Annotated in this window: 15 protein-coding genes, 1 rRNA gene and 1 riboswitch; of the genes, 3 read left to right on the top strand and 13 right to left on the bottom strand. The window is 70.6% G+C overall.

Going from position 1 to position 17,624, the window contains the following annotated elements:
• Positions 1 to 43: 43 nt before the first annotated feature.
• Positions 44 to 1,543, bottom strand: coding sequence for a glutamate--cysteine ligase (locus ACIGW4_RS05705; RefSeq protein ID WP_399578701.1), 1,500 nt, complete (start codon positions 1,541 to 1,543; stop codon positions 44 to 46).
• Positions 1,544 to 2,023: 480 nt separating this feature from the next.
• On the opposite strand from ACIGW4_RS05705, the gene ACIGW4_RS05700 reads away from it, so the two are divergent.
• Both ACIGW4_RS05700 and ACIGW4_RS05695 read left to right on the top strand, forming a co-directional pair.
• A complete protein-coding gene (locus ACIGW4_RS05700) occupies positions 2,024 to 2,614 on the top strand; it encodes a hypothetical protein (RefSeq protein ID WP_123458815.1) in 591 nt (196 codons plus the stop codon).
• A gap of 332 nt (positions 2,615 to 2,946) precedes the next feature.
• Positions 2,947 to 3,153, top strand: a complete 207-nt coding sequence (locus ACIGW4_RS05695) for a DUF5999 family protein (RefSeq protein WP_017238438.1) — start codon at positions 2,947 to 2,949, stop codon at positions 3,151 to 3,153.
• Between the two features lie 99 nt (positions 3,154 to 3,252).
• Here ACIGW4_RS05695 and gcvP read toward each other — a convergent pair whose 3' ends face one another.
• Complete coding sequence (gcvP, locus tag ACIGW4_RS05690; protein WP_123458816.1) at positions 3,253 to 6,138, bottom strand: aminomethyl-transferring glycine dehydrogenase; 2,886 nt, start codon at positions 6,136 to 6,138, stop codon at positions 3,253 to 3,255.
• 179 nt (positions 6,139 to 6,317) lie between these two features.
• Positions 6,318 to 6,417, bottom strand: a riboswitch (glycine riboswitch).
• A gap of 113 nt (positions 6,418 to 6,530) precedes the next feature.
• Between gcvP and ACIGW4_RS05685 the strand changes: the two genes are divergently transcribed.
• On the top strand, positions 6,531 to 6,905 hold the full coding sequence (locus ACIGW4_RS05685) for a PRC-barrel domain-containing protein (RefSeq protein ID WP_123458817.1): 375 nt from the start codon (positions 6,531 to 6,533) through the stop codon (positions 6,903 to 6,905).
• Between the two features lie 54 nt (positions 6,906 to 6,959).
• Here ACIGW4_RS05685 and ACIGW4_RS05680 read toward each other — a convergent pair whose 3' ends face one another.
• The 11 genes from ACIGW4_RS05680 to rrf form a co-directional block, all read right to left on the bottom strand.
• Positions 6,960 to 8,327 (bottom strand): DNA polymerase IV, encoded by a 1,368-nt coding sequence (locus ACIGW4_RS05680; protein ID WP_123458818.1) that lies wholly within the window; start codon positions 8,325 to 8,327, stop codon positions 6,960 to 6,962.
• A gap of 179 nt (positions 8,328 to 8,506) precedes the next feature.
• Positions 8,507 to 9,124 (bottom strand): MerR family transcriptional regulator, encoded by a 618-nt coding sequence (locus ACIGW4_RS05675; RefSeq protein ID WP_185094908.1) that lies wholly within the window; start codon positions 9,122 to 9,124, stop codon positions 8,507 to 8,509.
• A 192-nt stretch (positions 9,125 to 9,316) separates the two neighbouring features.
• Positions 9,317 to 9,790: a bifunctional nuclease family protein gene (locus tag ACIGW4_RS05670; RefSeq protein WP_030686418.1), complete on the bottom strand. Its 474-nt coding sequence runs from the start codon at positions 9,788 to 9,790 to the stop codon at positions 9,317 to 9,319.
• 64 nt (positions 9,791 to 9,854) lie between these two features.
• Positions 9,855 to 10,601: a MerR family transcriptional regulator gene (locus tag ACIGW4_RS05665; RefSeq protein ID WP_359591587.1), complete on the bottom strand. Its 747-nt coding sequence runs from the start codon at positions 10,599 to 10,601 to the stop codon at positions 9,855 to 9,857.
• A gap of 30 nt (positions 10,602 to 10,631) precedes the next feature.
• On the bottom strand, positions 10,632 to 11,576 hold the full coding sequence (locus tag ACIGW4_RS05660; protein ID WP_185094930.1) for an FHA domain-containing protein: 945 nt from the start codon (positions 11,574 to 11,576) through the stop codon (positions 10,632 to 10,634).
• A gap of 81 nt (positions 11,577 to 11,657) precedes the next feature.
• Positions 11,658 to 12,647 carry a DUF881 domain-containing protein gene (locus tag ACIGW4_RS05655; protein ID WP_399578696.1) on the bottom strand — a complete coding sequence of 330 codons (990 nt, stop codon included), beginning with the start codon at positions 12,645 to 12,647 and terminating at the stop codon, positions 11,658 to 11,660.
• 5 nt (positions 12,648 to 12,652) lie between these two features.
• A complete protein-coding gene (locus ACIGW4_RS05650; RefSeq protein WP_015032176.1) occupies positions 12,653 to 12,985 on the bottom strand; it encodes a small basic family protein in 333 nt (110 codons plus the stop codon).
• Positions 12,982 to 13,920, bottom strand: coding sequence for a DUF881 domain-containing protein (locus ACIGW4_RS05645; protein WP_185094931.1), 939 nt, complete (start codon positions 13,918 to 13,920; stop codon positions 12,982 to 12,984). Before ACIGW4_RS05645 ends, ACIGW4_RS05650 begins: the two co-directional genes overlap by 4 nt.
• Positions 13,921 to 14,011: 91 nt before the next feature.
• Positions 14,012 to 16,507 (bottom strand): mannose-1-phosphate guanyltransferase, encoded by a 2,496-nt coding sequence (locus ACIGW4_RS05640; protein WP_123458823.1) that lies wholly within the window; start codon positions 16,505 to 16,507, stop codon positions 14,012 to 14,014.
• 117 nt (positions 16,508 to 16,624) lie between these two features.
• A complete protein-coding gene (locus ACIGW4_RS05635; protein WP_399578693.1) occupies positions 16,625 to 17,233 on the bottom strand; it encodes a CDP-alcohol phosphatidyltransferase family protein in 609 nt (202 codons plus the stop codon).
• 147 nt (positions 17,234 to 17,380) lie between these two features.
• Positions 17,381 to 17,497, bottom strand: a 5S ribosomal RNA gene (rrf, locus tag ACIGW4_RS05630).
• Positions 17,498 to 17,624: the final 127 nt, after the last annotated feature.

Raw genomic sequence — 17,624 nt, 5'->3', positions numbered from 1 at the left:
GACCACCTTGACATGATCACCCATGCTCCCGACGGGTCCGGGGTCAGTCGATCCCCAGCGGCCAGGTGTGGACCGGCTCGCCCGCGAGCATGAGCGTCCGGTAGCGCCGGGTGGTCGCCGCGAGGGCGGCCTCCCGGTCGAGGCCCGACTCCAGGGCCCGGTGGAAGGTGTCGGCCTGCCACGAGGCGCCGTTGACCCGCCGCAGACAGCGCTGCTCGATCACCCCGAGGTAGAAGTCGCGGTCCGCCGGTTCGATGTGCCAGGCGTCGAGCCCCGCCGCGGCGAGCGGCAGCAGTTCGTCGAGGACGAGCCGTACGGCCGGGAGGGTCGCGATGCCTCCGGCGCGCCCCGAGCGGGGCCAGCGCAGCTCCGCCTCGATGCCGTGGCGGCAGGCGGTGTCGAAGTTGGCCTCGGCGTCCTGGAAGGTCATGCGCTTCCACACCGGCCGGGGATCGTCGGCGAGCGAGCGGACGAGTCCGTAGTAGAAGGCCGCGTTCGCGATCACGTCGGTGACGGTGGGGCCCGCCGGCAGCACCCGGTTCTCGACGCGCAGGTGCGGGACCCCGTCGACCCAGCCGTACACGGGCCTGTTCCAGCGGTAGACGGTGCCGTTGTGCAGGACCAGCTCCTGGAGGCGCGGCACCCCGCCCCGGTCGAGGACGAGCAGCGGGTCCTCCTCGTCGCAGAGCGGCAGCAGGGCGGGGAAGTAGCGGACGTTCTCCTCGAAGAGGTCGTACACCGAGTCCACCCACCGCTCCCCGAACCAGGTGCGGGGCCGTACCCCCTGCGACTGCAGCTCGGGCGGCCGGGTGTCGGTGGCCTGGGTGAAGAGGGGTGGCCGGGACTCGCGCCACAGCTCGCGGCCGAAGACGAAGGGCGCGTTGGCACCTAGGGCGATCTGGACGCCGGACACGGCCTGGGCGGCGTTCCACACGGGGGCGAAGCGGGCGGGCGTCACCTGGAGGTGCAGCTGCACCGAGGTGCAGGCCGCCTCGGGCACGATCGACTCCGAGGTGCACAGCAGGCGTTCGACGCCGTGGATGTCGAGGGTGAAGTCCTCGCCGCGGGCGGCGAGGATCTGGTCGTTGAGAAGGGTGTAGCGGTCGTTGTCCGAGAGGTTCTCGGGGACCAGGTCGTGCTGGGCGAGCGTGGGAAGTATGCCGATCATGACGACGCCCGCGTCGAGTTCCGCCGCCTTGCGGTCGGCGTATCCGATGCCGGTTCCGATCTCTTCCGCGAGCCGGTCGAATACGCGCCCGTCGAGCTGGTGGGGCGCGATGTTCACTTCGAGGTTGAACATTCCGAGTTCGGTCTGGAAATCGGTGCTGGCGATCTTTTCGAGAACCGGTCCGTTGAGCATCCTGGGCAGCCCGTCGGCGCCGGCGAGATTGAGTTCGATCTCCACGCCCATGAGATTGCGCGGCCGGTCGAACCTCTTCTCCGCGAGGAGTCGCGCGAGCCCCGCGAGACACTGCTGGAGCTTTCTCCGGTACTGCTGCCGGTCGGACGGGCCGAACCCGTCGGCCACGACCTTCTCCCCCATCGAAGCGTCCCTCCCCGATTGGGCAGCCGTCACGACGGCCGCGCGTCACGGACGATGATGCCCACCCCGCTGATCCACAACGCCTGCGGAACCGGCCTGTCGGAGGATAGGCTGGACCAAGCACTCCACCGGCACATCCCGAAGGCAAGGAACACGCGACATATACCAATGTCGTATTTTCCGGAGACCCCGGGTCGGAATTCGGCCGTCCGCCTTCGCGGGGAATACCCAGGTGGGAGCGGTATCGTCCTCGTGATTCCGCTTCAACTCCCGGCGATTACGGCCTGATGACGCCTTGTCAGGAATATCCGCGACGTCTAGCGGAAACACTGTGTGAACACGTGTCGTATAAACTCCGCGGACGAGGCAGAGTGTTGGCGCCCGGCCATGGCCCCATGGCCCTCCTCCGGCCCCGCCGCCGACAGCGCCGTCGTAACCTGCCCCGCTCCACCGTGTCTCCTGAGTGAGAGGCGACCCACCATGCTCCGACCCTCTTCGGCCCCCGCGCCGGCCCTCCGCAGTGTCCTCGCGGCCCTCGGTTCACCGACCGCCGTCCGCGAGCCGCGAACTCCCGCACTGCGGGCCGCACAGGGACCGCTGAGCCCCGAACACGCCCTGCCCGTGCACGTCCTCGACGTCGCCGGAGCACCGGGGCTCGCCCCCCGCATCCGGCTCGCCGGCTGGCGCTTCCTGATCCGGAGCGGGGACCGGGCGATCGCCGCCGCGGACACCATGCTCACCCCCGACGGCTGGGCCTTCTCCCACTTCTTCGAAGGCCCGTACGTCTCCTCCACGGAGCGGGCCTTGCTCCAGGCCGAGGCCCTGCCCGTCACGTACGAGCCGAGGCTGCTCTCCGTGCCGGAGCTCTACATGCTGACCCTCTGGCTGCACTCCGGCCCCGAGACGGACGGCGCCGCCGACACCCCGGCCGCCGCCGATCTGATGGTGCCCCTGGCCCCCGCACCCCCGGGGATCGCGGCCCACCGCCCGTACCAGGTGTCCGATCTCCTGCCCGTGATCAGCACACGCCTCGCGCCGCCGCCCCTCCTGGGTTCGCCGGCGCCCGCCTGAGCCGGCACACCCGCGTCGCCGCCCCGTGACCCGGCCGGGTCACGGGGCGCACTCCTGTCCGATCCGTGCGCCCGAACGCGCCTCCCGAACACCCCTCCCGGACGGACTAGCCCGCTCGGACCACCCCGAACCATCCGAAGAGACGGTGCAGTTGACCTGAACCGCCCCTGCGGGTGACGCGTCTTCCCGGGAGAGGACGAGCTGTCGCGAAATACCTGCGGAAGACCGTCCGTGGGGCAAGACTGGGAACGGAACCGAACCGACCGACGGGGGCGGCCATGAACGCGCAGAGCCGCAGGACATCCACCACGACGCAGCGAAAGAACCCACCCATGTGCCAGCATCAGCCTGCCTGTCCCACCGCCGACTCCGCCGACCGGGAGGCGGCCCGACTGATGGCACACCACCCGGAGCAGGGCTGGAGCCTGCTGTGCAACGGCGTCCTGCTCTTCGAGGACACCGGGGAACTGCTGCCGGACGGGCAGATCATCGCCCCGCACCGGCCGCTGACCGCGGGGCAGGTGACGACCGCCGCCTGAGGAGGGCGCGGAAGGACACCGTACGACCACGCCGTACGAGGAAGAGAACGCCGAGGGCCGGCCCGGAGGAGATCCTCCGAACCGGCCCTCGGCTCGTGCTCAGTTGTCGTACTCGTCCAGCGGCGGGCAGGAGCAGACCAGGTTCCGGTCGCCGAAGGCACCGTCGATGCGGCGCACCGGCGGCCAGTACTTGTCGGCGGCCGAGACACCGGCCGGGAAGACCGCCTCGTCGCGCGTGTACGGGTGGTTCCACTCGCCGCCCAGCGCGGCCGCGGTGTGCGGGGCGTTGTGCAGCGGGTTGTCGTCGGCGGGCCACTGGCCCGAGGCGACCTTCTCGATCTCGCCGCGGATCGCGATCATCGTGTCGCAGAAGCGGTCAAGCTCGGTCAGGTCCTCGGACTCGGTCGGCTCGATCATCAGCGTGCCGGCCACCGGGAAGGACATCGTCGGCGCGTGGAAGCCGTAGTCGATGAGGCGCTTCGCGATGTCGTCGACGCTGACGCCGGTGGCCTTGGCCAGCGGGCGGATGTCCACGATGCACTCGTGCGCGACCAGCCCGTTCGGACCGGTGTAGAGGACCGGGAAGTGCGGCTCCAGGCGCTTGGCGATGTAGTTCGCCGCGAGCACCGCGACCTGGGTGGCGCGCTTGAGGCCCTCGCCGCCCATGAGGCGCACGTACGACCAGGAGATCGGCAGGATGCCGGCGGAGCCCCAGGGGGCGGCCGAGATCGGGCCGACGCCGGTCTCCGGGCCCGCGGTGGGCTGGAGCGGGTGGTTCGGCAGGTACGGGGCGAGGTGGGCGCGGACGCCGACCGGGCCGACGCCGGGGCCGCCGCCGCCGTGCGGGATGCAGAAGGTCTTGTGCAGGTTCAGGTGCGAGACGTCGCCGCCGAAGTGACCCGGCTTGGCGAGACCGACCAGCGCGTTGAGGTTGGCGCCGTCGACGTACACCTGACCGCCGGCCTCGTGGACCTCGGCGCAGATGTCGGCGACGTGCTCCTCGAACACACCGTGCGTGGACGGGTAGGTGATCATCAGCACGGACAGCTCGTCGCGGTACTGGGCGATCTTGGCGCGCAGGTCCTCGACGTCGACCTCGCCGTCGTCGGCGGTCTTGACGACGACGACCTTCATGCCGGCCATCACCGCGGAGGCGGCGTTGGTGCCGTGCGCGGAGGACGGGATGAGGCAGACGGTGCGCTGCTCGTCGCCGTTGGCGCGGTGGTAGGCGCGCACGGCCAGGAGGCCGGCGAGCTCGCCCTGCGATCCGGCGTTCGGCTGGATCGACACCTTGTCGTAGCCGGTGACCTCGGCGAGGCGCTCCTCCAGCTCGGTGATGAGCGTGACGTAGCCCTGCGCCTGCTCGACCGGGGCGAAGGGGTGGATCTGGCCGAACTCGGGCCAGGTCACCGGCTCCATCTCGGTGGTCGCGTTCAGCTTCATGGTGCAGGAGCCGAGCGGGATCATGCCGCGGTCGAGCGCGTAGTCGCGGTCCGCGAGCCTGCGCAGGTAGCGCAGCATCGAGGTCTCGGAGCGGTGCGCGTGGAAGACCGGGTGGGTCAGGTACGCGTCGGAGCGCAGCAGACCGGCGGGGAGGGCGTCCTCGACGGCGGCGTCCAGGGCCTCCACGTCGGCGGTGACGCCGAAGGCGCTCCAGACGGCGGCGAGCTGCGCGCGGCCGGTGGTCTCGTCGCAGGAGACGTACACCAGGTCGGCGTCGGCGCGGTAGAGGTTCACACCGGCCTCGCGGGCGGCGGCGACGACCTCGTCGGCCCTGCCGGGCACGCGGACGGCGAGGGTGTCGAAGTAGGAGCCGTGCACGACCTCGACGCCGCCGGCGGTGAGGCCCGCGGCGAGGATGGCGGCGTACCGGTGGGTGCGCTCGGCGATCTGCTTGAGACCGTCCGGGCCGTGGTAGACGGCGTACATGCCGGCCATGACGGCGAGCAGCACCTGCGCGGTGCAGATGTTGCTGGTGGCCTTCTCGCGGCGGATGTGCTGCTCGCGGGTCTGCAGGGCCAGGCGGTAGGCGCGGTTGCCGTCGGCGTCGACCGAGACGCCCACGAGACGGCCGGGGAGGGAGCGGGCGTGCTTGTCCTGGACGGCCATGTAGCCGGCGTGCGGACCGCCGAAGCCCATGGGGACGCCGAAGCGCTGCGTGGTGCCGACGGCGATGTCGGCGCCCAGCTCGCCCGGCGAGGTGAGCAGGGTGAGGGCGAGCAGGTCGGCGGCGACGGTGACGACGGCGCCGAGCTCGTGCGCGGCGTCGATCAGCGGCTTGATGTCGCGGACGGCACCGGAGGCGCCGGGGTACTGGATGAGCACGCCGAAGACACCGCGCTCGGCGACCTCGGCGGGGATGCCCTCGCTCAGGTCGGCGACGACGACCTCGACACCGGTCGGCTCGGCGCGGGTCTCGATGACGGCGATGGTCTGCGGCAGGGCGTCGGCGTCGACGAGGAAGACGCCGTTCTTGACCTTGCCGACGCGGCGGGAGAGCGCCATGGCCTCGGCGGCGGCGGTGCCCTCGTCGAGGAGGGAGGCGCCGGAGGTGGGCAGACCGGTCAGGTCGGCGACCATGGTCTGGAAGTTCAGCAGGGCCTCCAGGCGGCCCTGGGAGATCTCCGGCTGGTACGGCGTGTAGGCCGTGTACCAGGCCGGGTTCTCCATGACGTTCCGGAGGATGACCGGCGGCGTGAAGGTGCCGTAGTAGCCGAGGCCGATCATCGGGGCGAGGACCTGGTTGCGGTCGGCGAGCGTGCGCAGCTCGGCGAGGACCTCGGCCTCGGTGCGCGCGGCCGGCAGGCCCAGCGCCTCGGCGTTCTTGATCACGTCCGGCACCGCGGCGGCCGTGAGCTCGTCGAGCGAGCCGTAACCGACCTGGGCGAGCATCTTGGCCCGCGCCTCGGCGTCGGGCCCGATGTGCCGCTGCTCGAACGGGATGCCCTGTTCGAGCTCGGAGAGCGGAGTGCGGTTGGCGGTCATGTACGGAGGCCTCCTGGTCGTCACGACCTGCGAGGGGCACCACGGCGCGGGTACCCGGACGGCCTCCCCCTCTGTCATCTCAACCTGAGAGTTTCACCGGCACGCCTCGCGGCACGCCGGCTTTCACCGTCGGTGAGGGCGGAATGCCGTCGGACATCCGCCCTGCTTTCCAGAGTGACCTCGTCCGCGCGGTACAGGGGCCTGAGAGATTCCGGGGAGGATTTGCTCCTTCGGCGCCCACCGGAAGGTTTCTCCGGGGGACTCTCCCGCACGGGGTCGACAGCCACAACCAGCCTACCAGCGAGGTTGCGGCTCCCATCGCTCAAGTGGCCGACATCCCAGATGTGCACTTTCGTAGGGGTACAGAGCAGTTGCGACCAGTTGGAGGGACCGTGCAGACCGACATCGATCCGCGCAGCCTGATCGGCCGCAAGGCGTTCGACCGGAACGGGCACAAGATCGGAACCGTGGACGAGGTGTACCTGGACGACGCCACCGGCGTCCCCGAATGGGCCGCGGTCCGCACGGGGCTCTTCAGCCGGGACGCCTTCGTCCCCCTGGAGCCGAGCGCCCTGCTCGACGACGGCCTCCACATCCCGTACGAGCGGGCGCTCATCAAGGACGCCCCCGACTTCGGCGTGGGCCGCCACCTCTCCCCCGAACAGGAACTCCAGCTCTACCGCCACTACAGCCTCGCCCTGCCGCCCCCGCCCTCCGACGTCCCGGACAAGGACTTCGGCCGCCTGGCGGGCCAGGACGGCACCTGACGGCCCCACGAGCCGGCGACCGCAGGAAGGGCCCGCACCGCCCGCCGGTGCGGGTCAGGCCGGCGCGGCCCCCCGCACCAGCGGCAACGGCTCCGACGGCTCCAGCTCCGGGTCGTCCACGGAGAACGTCCGCACCCGTCCGGGCCCGGACCACGGCTCCTCGAACCGCACCGTGACCCGCCCGACCCCGCTCCCCTGGACCCATCCGGCCCCGTGCACCGCGTGCCGCACGTCGTGCCCGGGCGCCCAGTGCCGCTCCACGGGGCCGCGCTCCCCTGCCTCGACGGCCTCCTCCGCCTCGGCCACGGCGCCCGCCTCCGGCTCCGGCCCGGCGTCCCCCTCCGCGTCGGCGACCGCCTGGGCGAACAGGTCCTCCTGCGTGTAGTCCGCGAGCCCGCTCACCCCCACCCCGAGGAGCCGCACGCCCCCCGTCGTGTCCACCGCCTCCAGGAGCCGCCCCGCCGCCTCCCGCACGACGGCCGGGTCGTCCGTCGGCCCCCGCAGCGTCTCGGACCGGGTGAGCGTCGAGAAGTCGTACCGCCGCACCTTCAGGACGATGGTCCGCCCCGAGTGCCCCGACGCCCGCAGCCGCCCCACGCACCGCTCCGCGAGCCGTTCCACCTCCAGCCGGATCCGCACCCGGTCGTGGAGGTCCACGTCGAAGGTGTCCTCGACCGACACCGACTTGGCGTCCCGCTCGGCCACCACGCGCCGGTCGTCGTATCCCTGGGCCATCCGGTACAGGGAGGTCCCGTGCGCCCGCCCCAGGAGCCGTACGAGCTCGTCCTCGCCCGCCTCCACGAGGTCGGAGACGCTGGTCATCCCGGCGCGCCGCAGATGCTCCCCGGTGGCCGGCCCGACCCCGGGCAGGATCCTCACCGACCGCGGTCCCAGCAGCTCCCGCTCGGTCCCGGGCTCGATGAGGACGAGCCCGTCCGGCTTGGCCTCCTCCGAGGCGATCTTCGCGATCATCTTGGACCCGGCGAGCCCCACCGACCCGGTCAGCCCCGTCGTCGCGAGGATGTCCACCCGCAGCCGCTCCCCCGCCGCCCGGGCGCTCGCGCTGTCGGCGGCGACACCGCCGGCCTCGAGATCGACGAAGGCCTCGTCGAGGCTGAGCGGCTCGACGAGCGGCGAGAGCCGCCGGAGCAGCTCCATGACCTGCTCGCTGATCGAGCGGTAGAAGGCGAAGCGCGGCACGAGATAGGCCGCGTTCGGCGCGAGCCGCCGCGCCTGGCCCATCGGCATGGCCGAGTGCACCCCGAAGCGGCGCGCCTCGTAGGAGGCGGTGGCGACCACGCCCCGCGGCCCGAGACCGCCGACGATCACGGGCTTTCCGCGCAGGCTGGGCTTCGACGCCTGTTCTGCGGCGGCGAAGAAGGCATCCATGTCGAGATGCAGGATCGTGGGCGCGGCTCTCACACGTCCGATGCTGCCTCACGCCACTGACAACGCCCCCCGCGGAACGCCCGGGGCCCCGGCCCCCTGTCGAACGAGGGCGCCCGGGCCACGGAAGCCCCGGGGCGCCCGGCCCGGAGAGGCCTTGGCACCGCCCGGACCCGGAAGGCCCCGGCCCCCGCAAGCTCGCGCGGAGGAAGCGCTCAGACCGCCCTGTCGCGCCGCCGGCGCGCCAGCTCGTCGCCCGGGTTGTGCCCGACCAGCGTCTCGCCGGTGTCGACGCGCTCCCCGTGGAGCTGCGAGAGCGCCGCCTCGACGTCGCGCCAGACCACCCCGACGGCGATGCCGAAGACGCCCTGCCCGCCCTGGAGGAGGTCGACGACCTCGTCGGGCGAGGAGCACTCGTAGACCGTGGCCCCGTCGCTCATGAGCGTCATCCGCTCCAGGTCCCGGAAGCCCCGGGCACGCAGGTGCTGCACCGCGGCCCGGATGTTCTGGAGCGCCACCCCGGTGTCGAGGAAACGCTTGACGATCTTCAGCACGACGACGTCGCGGAAGCTGTACAGCCGCTGGGTCCCCGACCCGTACGCGGGCCGCACGCTCGGCTCCACCAGTCCGGTGCGCGCCCAGTAGTCCAACTGGCGATAGGTGATCCCGGCGGCCGCGCAGGCCGTCGGTCCGCGGTAGCCGATCGCCGCGTCGGCGATGCCGGCACCGGTGTCCGTCCCGAAGTCGCCCACACTGCCGTGAAGCGGATACGGAGCGCTCTCTCCGGACACGCGTCCGAGGGAGCTCCCTGCCGTACCGTCCGCGCTGCTCATCACGCCGACCCTCCGTCCTTGACCTGCCCACACGAAGGTAGGCAGTCACCAGGGGTGCGTCAACGATCGCCACACTCGGCACGCCGAGTGATAATCACCCTGAGAGTGGTTTCACGTGTCCCTCTCCCGGGAAAGGCTACTCGAATGCTCTGACGGCACCCCGCGAACGGCCTCCGGCCGCACCGCCGCGTCTCACTGGCTGCTGCTGCCGAAATCCTCCGGTGAGATCTGATCGAGGAACTCGCGGAACTTCTCCACCTCGTCCTCCTGCTCGTCCGGGATCGCGATGCCGGCGTCGTCCAGCACGCCGTCGCTGCCGAAGATCGGCGTCCCCGTCCGAAGGGCCAGTGCTATCGCGTCCGACGGCCGCGCGCTCACCTCGACGCCGCTGGCGAAGACCAGCTCGGCGTAGAAGACACCGTCACGCAGATCCGTGATGCGGACCTCGGTGAGCTCCTGTCCCACGGCCTCCAGCACGTCCTTGAACAGGTCGTGCGTCAGCGGCCGCGGCGGGGCCATTCCCTGCTGGGCGAAGGCGATCGCGGTCGCCTCCCCCGGTCCGATCCAGATGGGGAGGTACCGATCGCCTCCCACTTCACGCAGGAGCACGATCGGCTGGTTGGAGGGCATTTCCACCCGGACACCCACAACGTCGAGCTCGTTCACACAGCAACCCTAGGACGTGCCCGACCGGTTTGGATAGTCGGGCCCCGCCGGACGCCTCACCGCGTCACTGGAGCCGGATCCCCAGAGCGCTCTGGACGAGGGCCGCGTGCAGCCGCACCGACTGCGCGGCGAGTTCCTTCGCGGTGGCCTCCGCATGGGCTCTGGTCTGCGGGTTACGGTGCCGGCGCAGCGGCGCGACCACCTGCTCGATCAGCCCGGCCTCCCGGTCGGCGGCCGCCTTGACGGCCCGCAGGTGCCGGGGCTCCAGACCGAATCTCCCCAGATCCGCTACGAGCCTGGCGACGGCGACGGCATCGGCGTCGTAGCCGCCGCCCTCCGCCTCGGCGATCAGGCCGTACGACTCCCACTCGGCGAGCTCGGCCTCGGTCACCTCGGCGGCGGCGATCAGCTCGGCCCGTCCGAGCCGCGCGACGGACGGCGTCTCCGCCTCGTCCTGCTCCCAGGCCCCCTCCAGCAGGTCCCGCCGGCGTCCGGGCGCCGGGAGCTTGATCTCCTCGCCCCGCGCGAGGGCGTCGAGGTGCTCACGGATGACCTTCAGCGGGAGGTAGTGGTCCCGCTGCATCCGCAGGATGCGGGCGAGCCGCTCCACGTCCTCCGGGCTGAACTTCCGGTATCCGGAGGCCGTCCGCCGGGGCTCGACCAGCCCCTCGGCCTCCAGGAACCGGATCTTGGAGATCGTCACTTCGGGAAACTCGTCGCGCAGCTGGTTCAGCACCGTGCCGATGCTGACCAGCCGGTCGCCCGCGGTGGCGGTGCCGGATCCGGCACCGCCCGTCGGTGTTCGCAGCATGGACCTTCCCTGAAGGGATTCCCCGAGGCGTCACACGCCTCGCTGGCTCGAGTAGAAGACCAGCCGGTACTTGCCGATCTGCACCTCGTCGCCGTTGGACAGGACGACGACGGAGTCGATCGGCTCACGGTTGACGTACGTGCCGTTGAGGCTGCCGACATCGGCGACGGTGAAGCTGCCGTCCTGCGCCCGCCGGAACTCGACATGCCGCCGGGAGACGGTGAAGTCGTCCAGGAAGATGTCGCTCTGCGGGTGACGGCCGGCCGTCGTCAGCTCGCCGTCGAGCAGGAACCGGCTGCCCGAGTTCGGCCCCCGGCGCACCACGAGGAGCGCGGAACCCGAAGGCAGCGCCTCCACGGCGGCGAGCGCCTCGGGAGACAGCGACGGAAGGGCGGTCTGACCGGTGATCTCCGCCTCGTACGCCTCGATCCCCGAGATGGAGATCGTCGACGTCGTCTCCGACGCGCGCTCGGCGGCGGCCCCGCCCCGCAGCGGCGTACCGCAGTGGGAGCAGAAGCGGCTGTCCGCCGTGTTGCGGTGACCGCACCTCGTACACACCGGCATGGACGCATCCTCCTGCCGCGGCTGCCCCGCGGAGGTCTGTGTCGCGTACGGGTCGGACGTAAACCCTCCACCCGTACTTGAGGTTGATGGTTCTCCGAAACCTATGCGGGCGGCCCCGGCGTGGTCAACAGAAGACGCGCCCTGTGCGCCCGGAATGTCACCGCCCCGACCCTCGACCTCGTCACGGAAGAGCGGGCGCTCGCCGCCCGGCTCCTCGCTCTGGGCGTGGCGCGGCGCGGCGTGCCTGGCGTTGCCGCCGTCCTCGCGTGCGCTCTTGCCGAACAACTTCGCAAACAACTTCACGGGCGATTCCCCTTGACCGAAACAGACCCGCCCGTGGGGCAGGACGAACCGAGATCCTTCACACCTGCCGACCCGGACACTTTCACAACGTCCGTATCCTCCGGACAGTTTCCACCACGCACCACCCTTGTGGTGCGCCGACCCCCCGCAACGTCATGCCGTTGTCGCGGGAACCCCCTCGTCCCCCTCTCACTGGGAGGACGACTGAGCGTAGTCAGGCCGCTTCGCGGGTCGCAAGGCGTCGACGACGATCTTCGCCGACCGCTCCACCGTGGCTGTGGCCTGCTCCTTCTCCAGGGTCTGCACGACGCCGCCGGGGATGTTGAGCGCGGGCTCCAGATCCTCCGGCTTGCCGATGACCTTGAAGACGTACGGAGCGGTCACCTTCGTTCCATCGATCCGCATGTCGTCACCGCTACCGGTGAAATAACTGTCCGCGACGACCCGGACGTCGTTCACCTGGATCGCCTCGGCACCCGCCGCGCGCAGCTCCTGGATGGCGTCGAGCAGCATGTCCGACTCGACCGCCCCGGTGGGATCCCCCACCGTGAGGGTGATGCCCGGCCCCTCGGCGGCGACGGTGCCGGCCAGGATGCCGAGCTGCCGCTCCTTCTCCTGGGTCTGCTTGCGCGCCTCCTCGGCCTGGTCCGAGCTGGACTCCAGCTCGGAACGCTGCTTCTCCAGGCGGGTCTTCTCGTCCTCCAGGCGCTGCGTGCGGTCGTCGAGTTCGTCGAGGATCCGCACGAGGTCCTCCTGGCGGGCCCCGCGCAGCGCGCTGTTCTCGCTCGTCGAGGAGACCTGGATGGCGAGACCGAGGCCGAGGACGAACAGCAGGAGGGCGACGACGAGTTGGGCCCGGGTCACCCGCGGCGGCCACAGCGCGGAGGCGAGCCTCCGCCGCCCGCTCGGCTCGTCGGCGGGCGGCGCGGCCACGACGGGCACGTCGGGCGCCACGGGCGCCCGAGGCACCTCGGGCGCCGGGACGTCCTCGTCCCGCTGCTCGGGCTTCGCGGCCCCGGGCTTCCCGGCCTCGGGGGCTCCGGGCGCGCCGGCCCCGGACACCTCGGGCTTCTCGACCCGCTCCGGCTTCTCGGGGCTCTGGGGGCCCTGCGGACTCTGAGGGCTCTGCGGATTCTCGGGACCCTGCGGATTCTCGGGGTTCTGACGGTTCTCGCTCATCGGCCTCACGCCCGGAAGACGTGACGCCGGATGGCGGCCGCGTTGGAGAAGATGCGGATGCCGAGCACGACGACCACACCGGTCGACAGCTGCGCGCCCACGCCCAGCTTGTCGCCGAGGAAGACGATCAGCGCGGCCACGACCACGTTGGAGAGGAACGAGACCACGAAGACCTTGTCGACGAAGATCCCGTCCAGCATGGCCCGCAGGCCGCCGAAGACCGCGTCGAGGGCGGCGACCACGGCGATCGGAAGATAGGGCTCGACCACCGCCGGAACCTCGGGGCGGACCAACAGTCCGACCACGACTCCGACGATCAGGCCCAGTACGGCGATCACGATGTGCCCTTCCCTGTGTCGGCCGTGGCCCGACCGGAGGGCGTCGCCGCCCCGGCCCCCCTCGGCTCTGCGGTACGTACGGTCAGGCTCGGCGCGGCCGGCAGGCGCACGTCGCCCTCGACCGAGATCCTGCTCCTGATCCCGAAGTTCTCCACCAGCGCGTGCAGGTACTGCCCGTCGGCGCTGTCCTGGAACGCGGTGCTCAGCCGCTGTCCGTCCCCGACGGCGAGAACGGTGTACGGCGGCACCAGCGGCTTGTTGTCGACCAGTACGGCGTCACCGGCCGCCCTGATCGCGGACAGCGACGTCAGCCGCTGCCCGTTGATCGCGACCGCCTCGGCGCCCGACTCCCACAGCCCGTTGACGACCCGCTGCATGTCCCGGTCGCGCACCCGGCCCGTGTCGGAGAAGCCCGCGCTCTCCCTCGGTCCGCCGCCACCGGTGTCGGTGCCCTTGGCGTCGTCGACGACGAGTTTCACCCCGGGGCCGTGCACCGGCGTCGCGCCCGACAGCAGGGCCACGAGCTCGGCCTGGTCCCCGCCGTGCTGCTGCAGGGCCTGCCGCTGGCGCTCCCCCACCTCGGCCCGGATCCGCTCGACGTCCTCCTCCAGCCGGTCGGCGCTGGACGTCTCCTTGTCGATCCGGTCGATCAGGTCCTGCCGCTCCTTGGCCACGACCGGCGCGGAGATCCGTGCCTCGGCCGCGCCGACGGTCACTACGACGGCGGCGAGCAGCAGACCCGCGGCGACCCCCAGCTTGGCCCGCAGGTTACGGGGCGTCCCACCGCCCTCGGCCGCCCGCCGGGCGGTCGCCTCGGCGTAGCCGTCGTCGAGCGCGTGGTCGATCACGTTGTTCAGCAGCGACATGGACGCGTCCGGACGCGGCGGTGACGATCCGGTGCTCCGAACGGGGGGCTGCTGCGACATGCCGCACATCGTCGCACGTCGCACGGCCTACCGCCGAATGGCCCCTCCGTACGGCCGGGAGGCACCCTGCGGGCACCTCCCGGCCGAACCGCCCGAACCGTCAGCGACCTGCGCTGTCGACCACCTCGGCCCACTCGTCGAGCAGGGCCTGCGCGGAGGCGTCGTCGGGCCCCTCCGCCCACAGATGGGTGACGGCCTCGGCGGGGTCGGGCAGCACCATCACCCACCGTCCGTCGGCCTCGACCACCCGGACTCCGTCGGTGGTGTCCACGGAGCGGCTGCCCGCCGCCTCCACCACCCGGCGCATCACGAGCCCCTTCACGGCCCACGGGGTCGCGATGTCCTTCTTCAGGACGTGCGCCCGCGGGATCCGGGCATCGATCTGGCTCAGCGTGAGCTGCGTCCGCGCCACGAGACCGATCAGCCGCACGAAGGCGGCGGCCCCGTCGAAGACGCTGCTGAACTCGGGCACGATGAACCCGCCGCGCCCGTCGCCGCCGAAGATCGTCGACTCCTCGCGCCCGACCCGCGTGAGGTCGTCGGGCGAGGTGGTCGTCCACTCGACCTGGGTGCCGTGGTACGCGGCGACCTGCTCGGCGATGCGGGTCGTGGTCACCGGCAGCGCGACCCGCCCGGACCGCCGTTCGGCCGCCACCAGGTCCAGCATGACCAGGAGCGCCCGGTCGTCCTCGATGATCCGCCCGCGCTCGTCCACCAGCGAGAGCCGTTCACCGACGGGATCGAAGCGCACCCCGAACGCGGCGCGCGCCGAGGCCACGATCTCCCCGAGCCGCACGAGCCCGGCCCGCCGGCTCTCGGCCGACTCGGTGGGCCGGGACTCGTCGAGCCCGGGGTTGATCGTCAGCGAGTCGACCTGGAGCCGCCCGAGCAGACTGGGCAGCACGAGCCCGGCACTGCCGTTGGAGGCGTCCACGACGACCTTCAGACCGGCTTCCGCGATCCCGGTGGTGTCGACGTTCCGCAACAGCGAACCGGTGTACGAGTCGAAGACGCTCGCCGGGAAGGAGAGGTCGCCGATCTCGCCGGGGAAGGCCCGCCGGTACTCCTGGCGCGCGAACACCCGGTCGAGCTTCCGCTGCTGCGCCTGCGAGAGGTCCGCCCCGCGTTCGTCGAAGAACATGATGTCCACGGAGTCGGGCACCCCGGGCGAGGTTCTGATCATGATCCCGCCGGCGCCGCCGCGCGCGGTCTGCTGCCGCGCCACCGGCAGGGGCACGTTCTCCAGGTCCCGCACGTCGATGGCGCTGGCCTGCAGCGCGGAGATCACCGCCCGCTTCAACGCCCGGGCGCCCCGGGAGTGGTCGCGCGCGGTGGTGACGGTCGACCCCTTCTTCAGGGTCGTGGCATAGGCCCCGGCGAGCCGGACGGCCAGCTCCGGGGTGATCTCCACGTTGAGGATGCCGGAGACCCCGCGCGCCCCGAAGAGATGGGCCTGCCCTCGGGACTCCCAGATGACGGAGGTGTTGACGAAGGCGCCGGCCTCGATCGTCTTGAAGGGGTAGACGCGCACGTTCCCCTGCACGATCGATTCTTCGCCGACGAGGCACTCGTCCCCGATGACGGCGCCGTCCTCGATCCGGGCGGCCCGCATGATGTCGGTGTTCTTCCCGATCACACAGCCCCGCAGATTGCTCTGCTGCCCGATGTAGACGTTGTCGTGGACGACCGCCTTGTGCAGGAAGGCGCCGCTCTTCACGACCACGTTCGAGCCGATGACGGTGTGCTCGCGGATCTCGGCGCCCGCCTCGACCTTGGCGTAGTCGCCGATGTAGAGCGGCCCGCGGAGCACGGCGTCGGGATGCACCTCGGCGCCTTCCGCGACCCACACCCCGGGCGAGATCTCGAAGCCGTCGAGGTCGACCTGGACCTTGCCCTCCAGGACGTCCGCCTGTGCCTTCACATAGCTCTCGTGGGTGCCGACGTCCTCCCAGTAGCCCTCGGCGACATAGCCGTAGATCGGCTTGCCCTCCTTCATCAGCTGCGGGAAGACATCACCCGACCAGTCGACCGGAACATCCGCCTCTACGTAGTCGAAGACCTCGGGCTCCATCACGTAGATGCCCGTGTTCACGGTGTCCGAGAAGACCTGGCCCCAGGTGGGTTTCTCCAGGAAGCGCTCGACCTTTCCCTCTTCGTCGACGATGGTGATGCCGAATTCCAGCGGATTCGGCACCCGTGTCAGGCAAACCGTGACAAGGGCGCCTTTCTCCTTGTGGAAGGCGATGAGATCAGTGAGGTCGAAATCGGTGAGCGCATCGCCCGAGATGACGAGGAAAGCGTCGTCCTTCAACGCTTCCTCGGCGTTCTTCACACTTCCCGCTGTACCGAGCGGCTTTTCCTCGTTGGCATACGTGAGCTCCATCCCGAGCTCTTCTCCGTCGCCGAAGTAGTTCTTGACGAGCGACGCGAGAAACTGCACGGTGACGACGGTCTCGTTGAGACCGTGCCTCTTGAGCAGTCGTAGGACATGCTCCATGATCGGCCGGTTCGCCACCGGCAGAAGAGGCTTGGGCATGCTCGAGGTCATGGGGCGAAGGCGGGTTCCTTCGCCACCGGCCATCACGACGGCCTTCATGTCGGAAGCGTCCTCCTTGAAGAGACGACGGTCCTGCCGACTTCACCTGTCTGTTCAGGGGCCCCTCGGACGTCCTCGTTGTTGCCGGCGACGCTGCTCGACACAGGACAGACGGGCTCAATCGGCCGCGGTATCCGCCTTCACGAGTCGACGGACCTGGACCACGTAGAGGATCCCTGCCCACCAATACAGAGTTGTACCCCATCCGGCGAAGGCCCACCCGAAAACTTCAGCGAGTGACGAGAGCCAGCCCGTTCCGTCACTGAGAAGCAGCAACGGGAACGCGTACATCAAGTTGAAAGTCGCAGCTTTGCCGAGGAAGTTCACCTGCGGCGGCGGGTAGCCGTGCCGGCGGAGGATTCCCACCATCACGAGCAGCATGACCTCGCGCGCCAGGAGTGCGGCGGTCAGCCACAGGGGCAGGATCTCCCGCCAGGTGAGTCCCACGAGGGTGGACAGGATGTACAACCGGTCGGCGGCGGGATCGAGCAGCCGGCCGAGGCTGCTGATCTGGTTCCAGCGACGGGCGAGCTTGCCGTCGAGATAGTCGCTGACGCCACTGAGCGCCAGCACGACGAGCGCCCACACATCACTGTTGGGCCCACCGAACTCGGGACGGAGAATCAGCCACAGAAACAGCGGCACGCCGACGAGGCGCGCCATGCTGAGAATGTTGGGGATGGTGAGGACCCGGTCGGTCTGAACGCGAGTCTCCTGGACCTCCACCCGGGGGCCTCCTGCTGGGACGGTGCCGACATTGCCCCCCGACCTTACCCTCAGCCACCACACGGGGGCGCACAGGGTCCCCTCCGGCCTTGGAACGCAAAAATGCCTCAACCCCCGGACATGGTCCGGGGGTTGAGGCTAAAAATTGTTCGGCGGCGTCCTACTCTCCCACAGGGTCCCCCCTGCAGTACCATCGGCGCTGAAAGGCTTAGCTTCCGGGTTCGGAATGTAACCGGGCGTTTCCCTAACGCTATGACCACCGAAACTCTATGAAGTTGAACTCAACCGGCATGGGAGTTCGTTGCTTCAGAACTAACACAGTGGACGCGAGCAACTGAGGACAAGCCCTCGGCCTATTAGTACCGGTCAGCTCCACCCCTTACGGGGCTTC

Source organism: Streptomyces sp. NPDC053513, assembly GCF_044544765.1.
Taxonomy (GTDB): domain Bacteria; phylum Actinomycetota; class Actinomycetes; order Streptomycetales; family Streptomycetaceae; genus Streptomyces; species Streptomyces litmocidini.
This window is presented reverse-complemented; position numbering and strand designations above follow the sequence as displayed.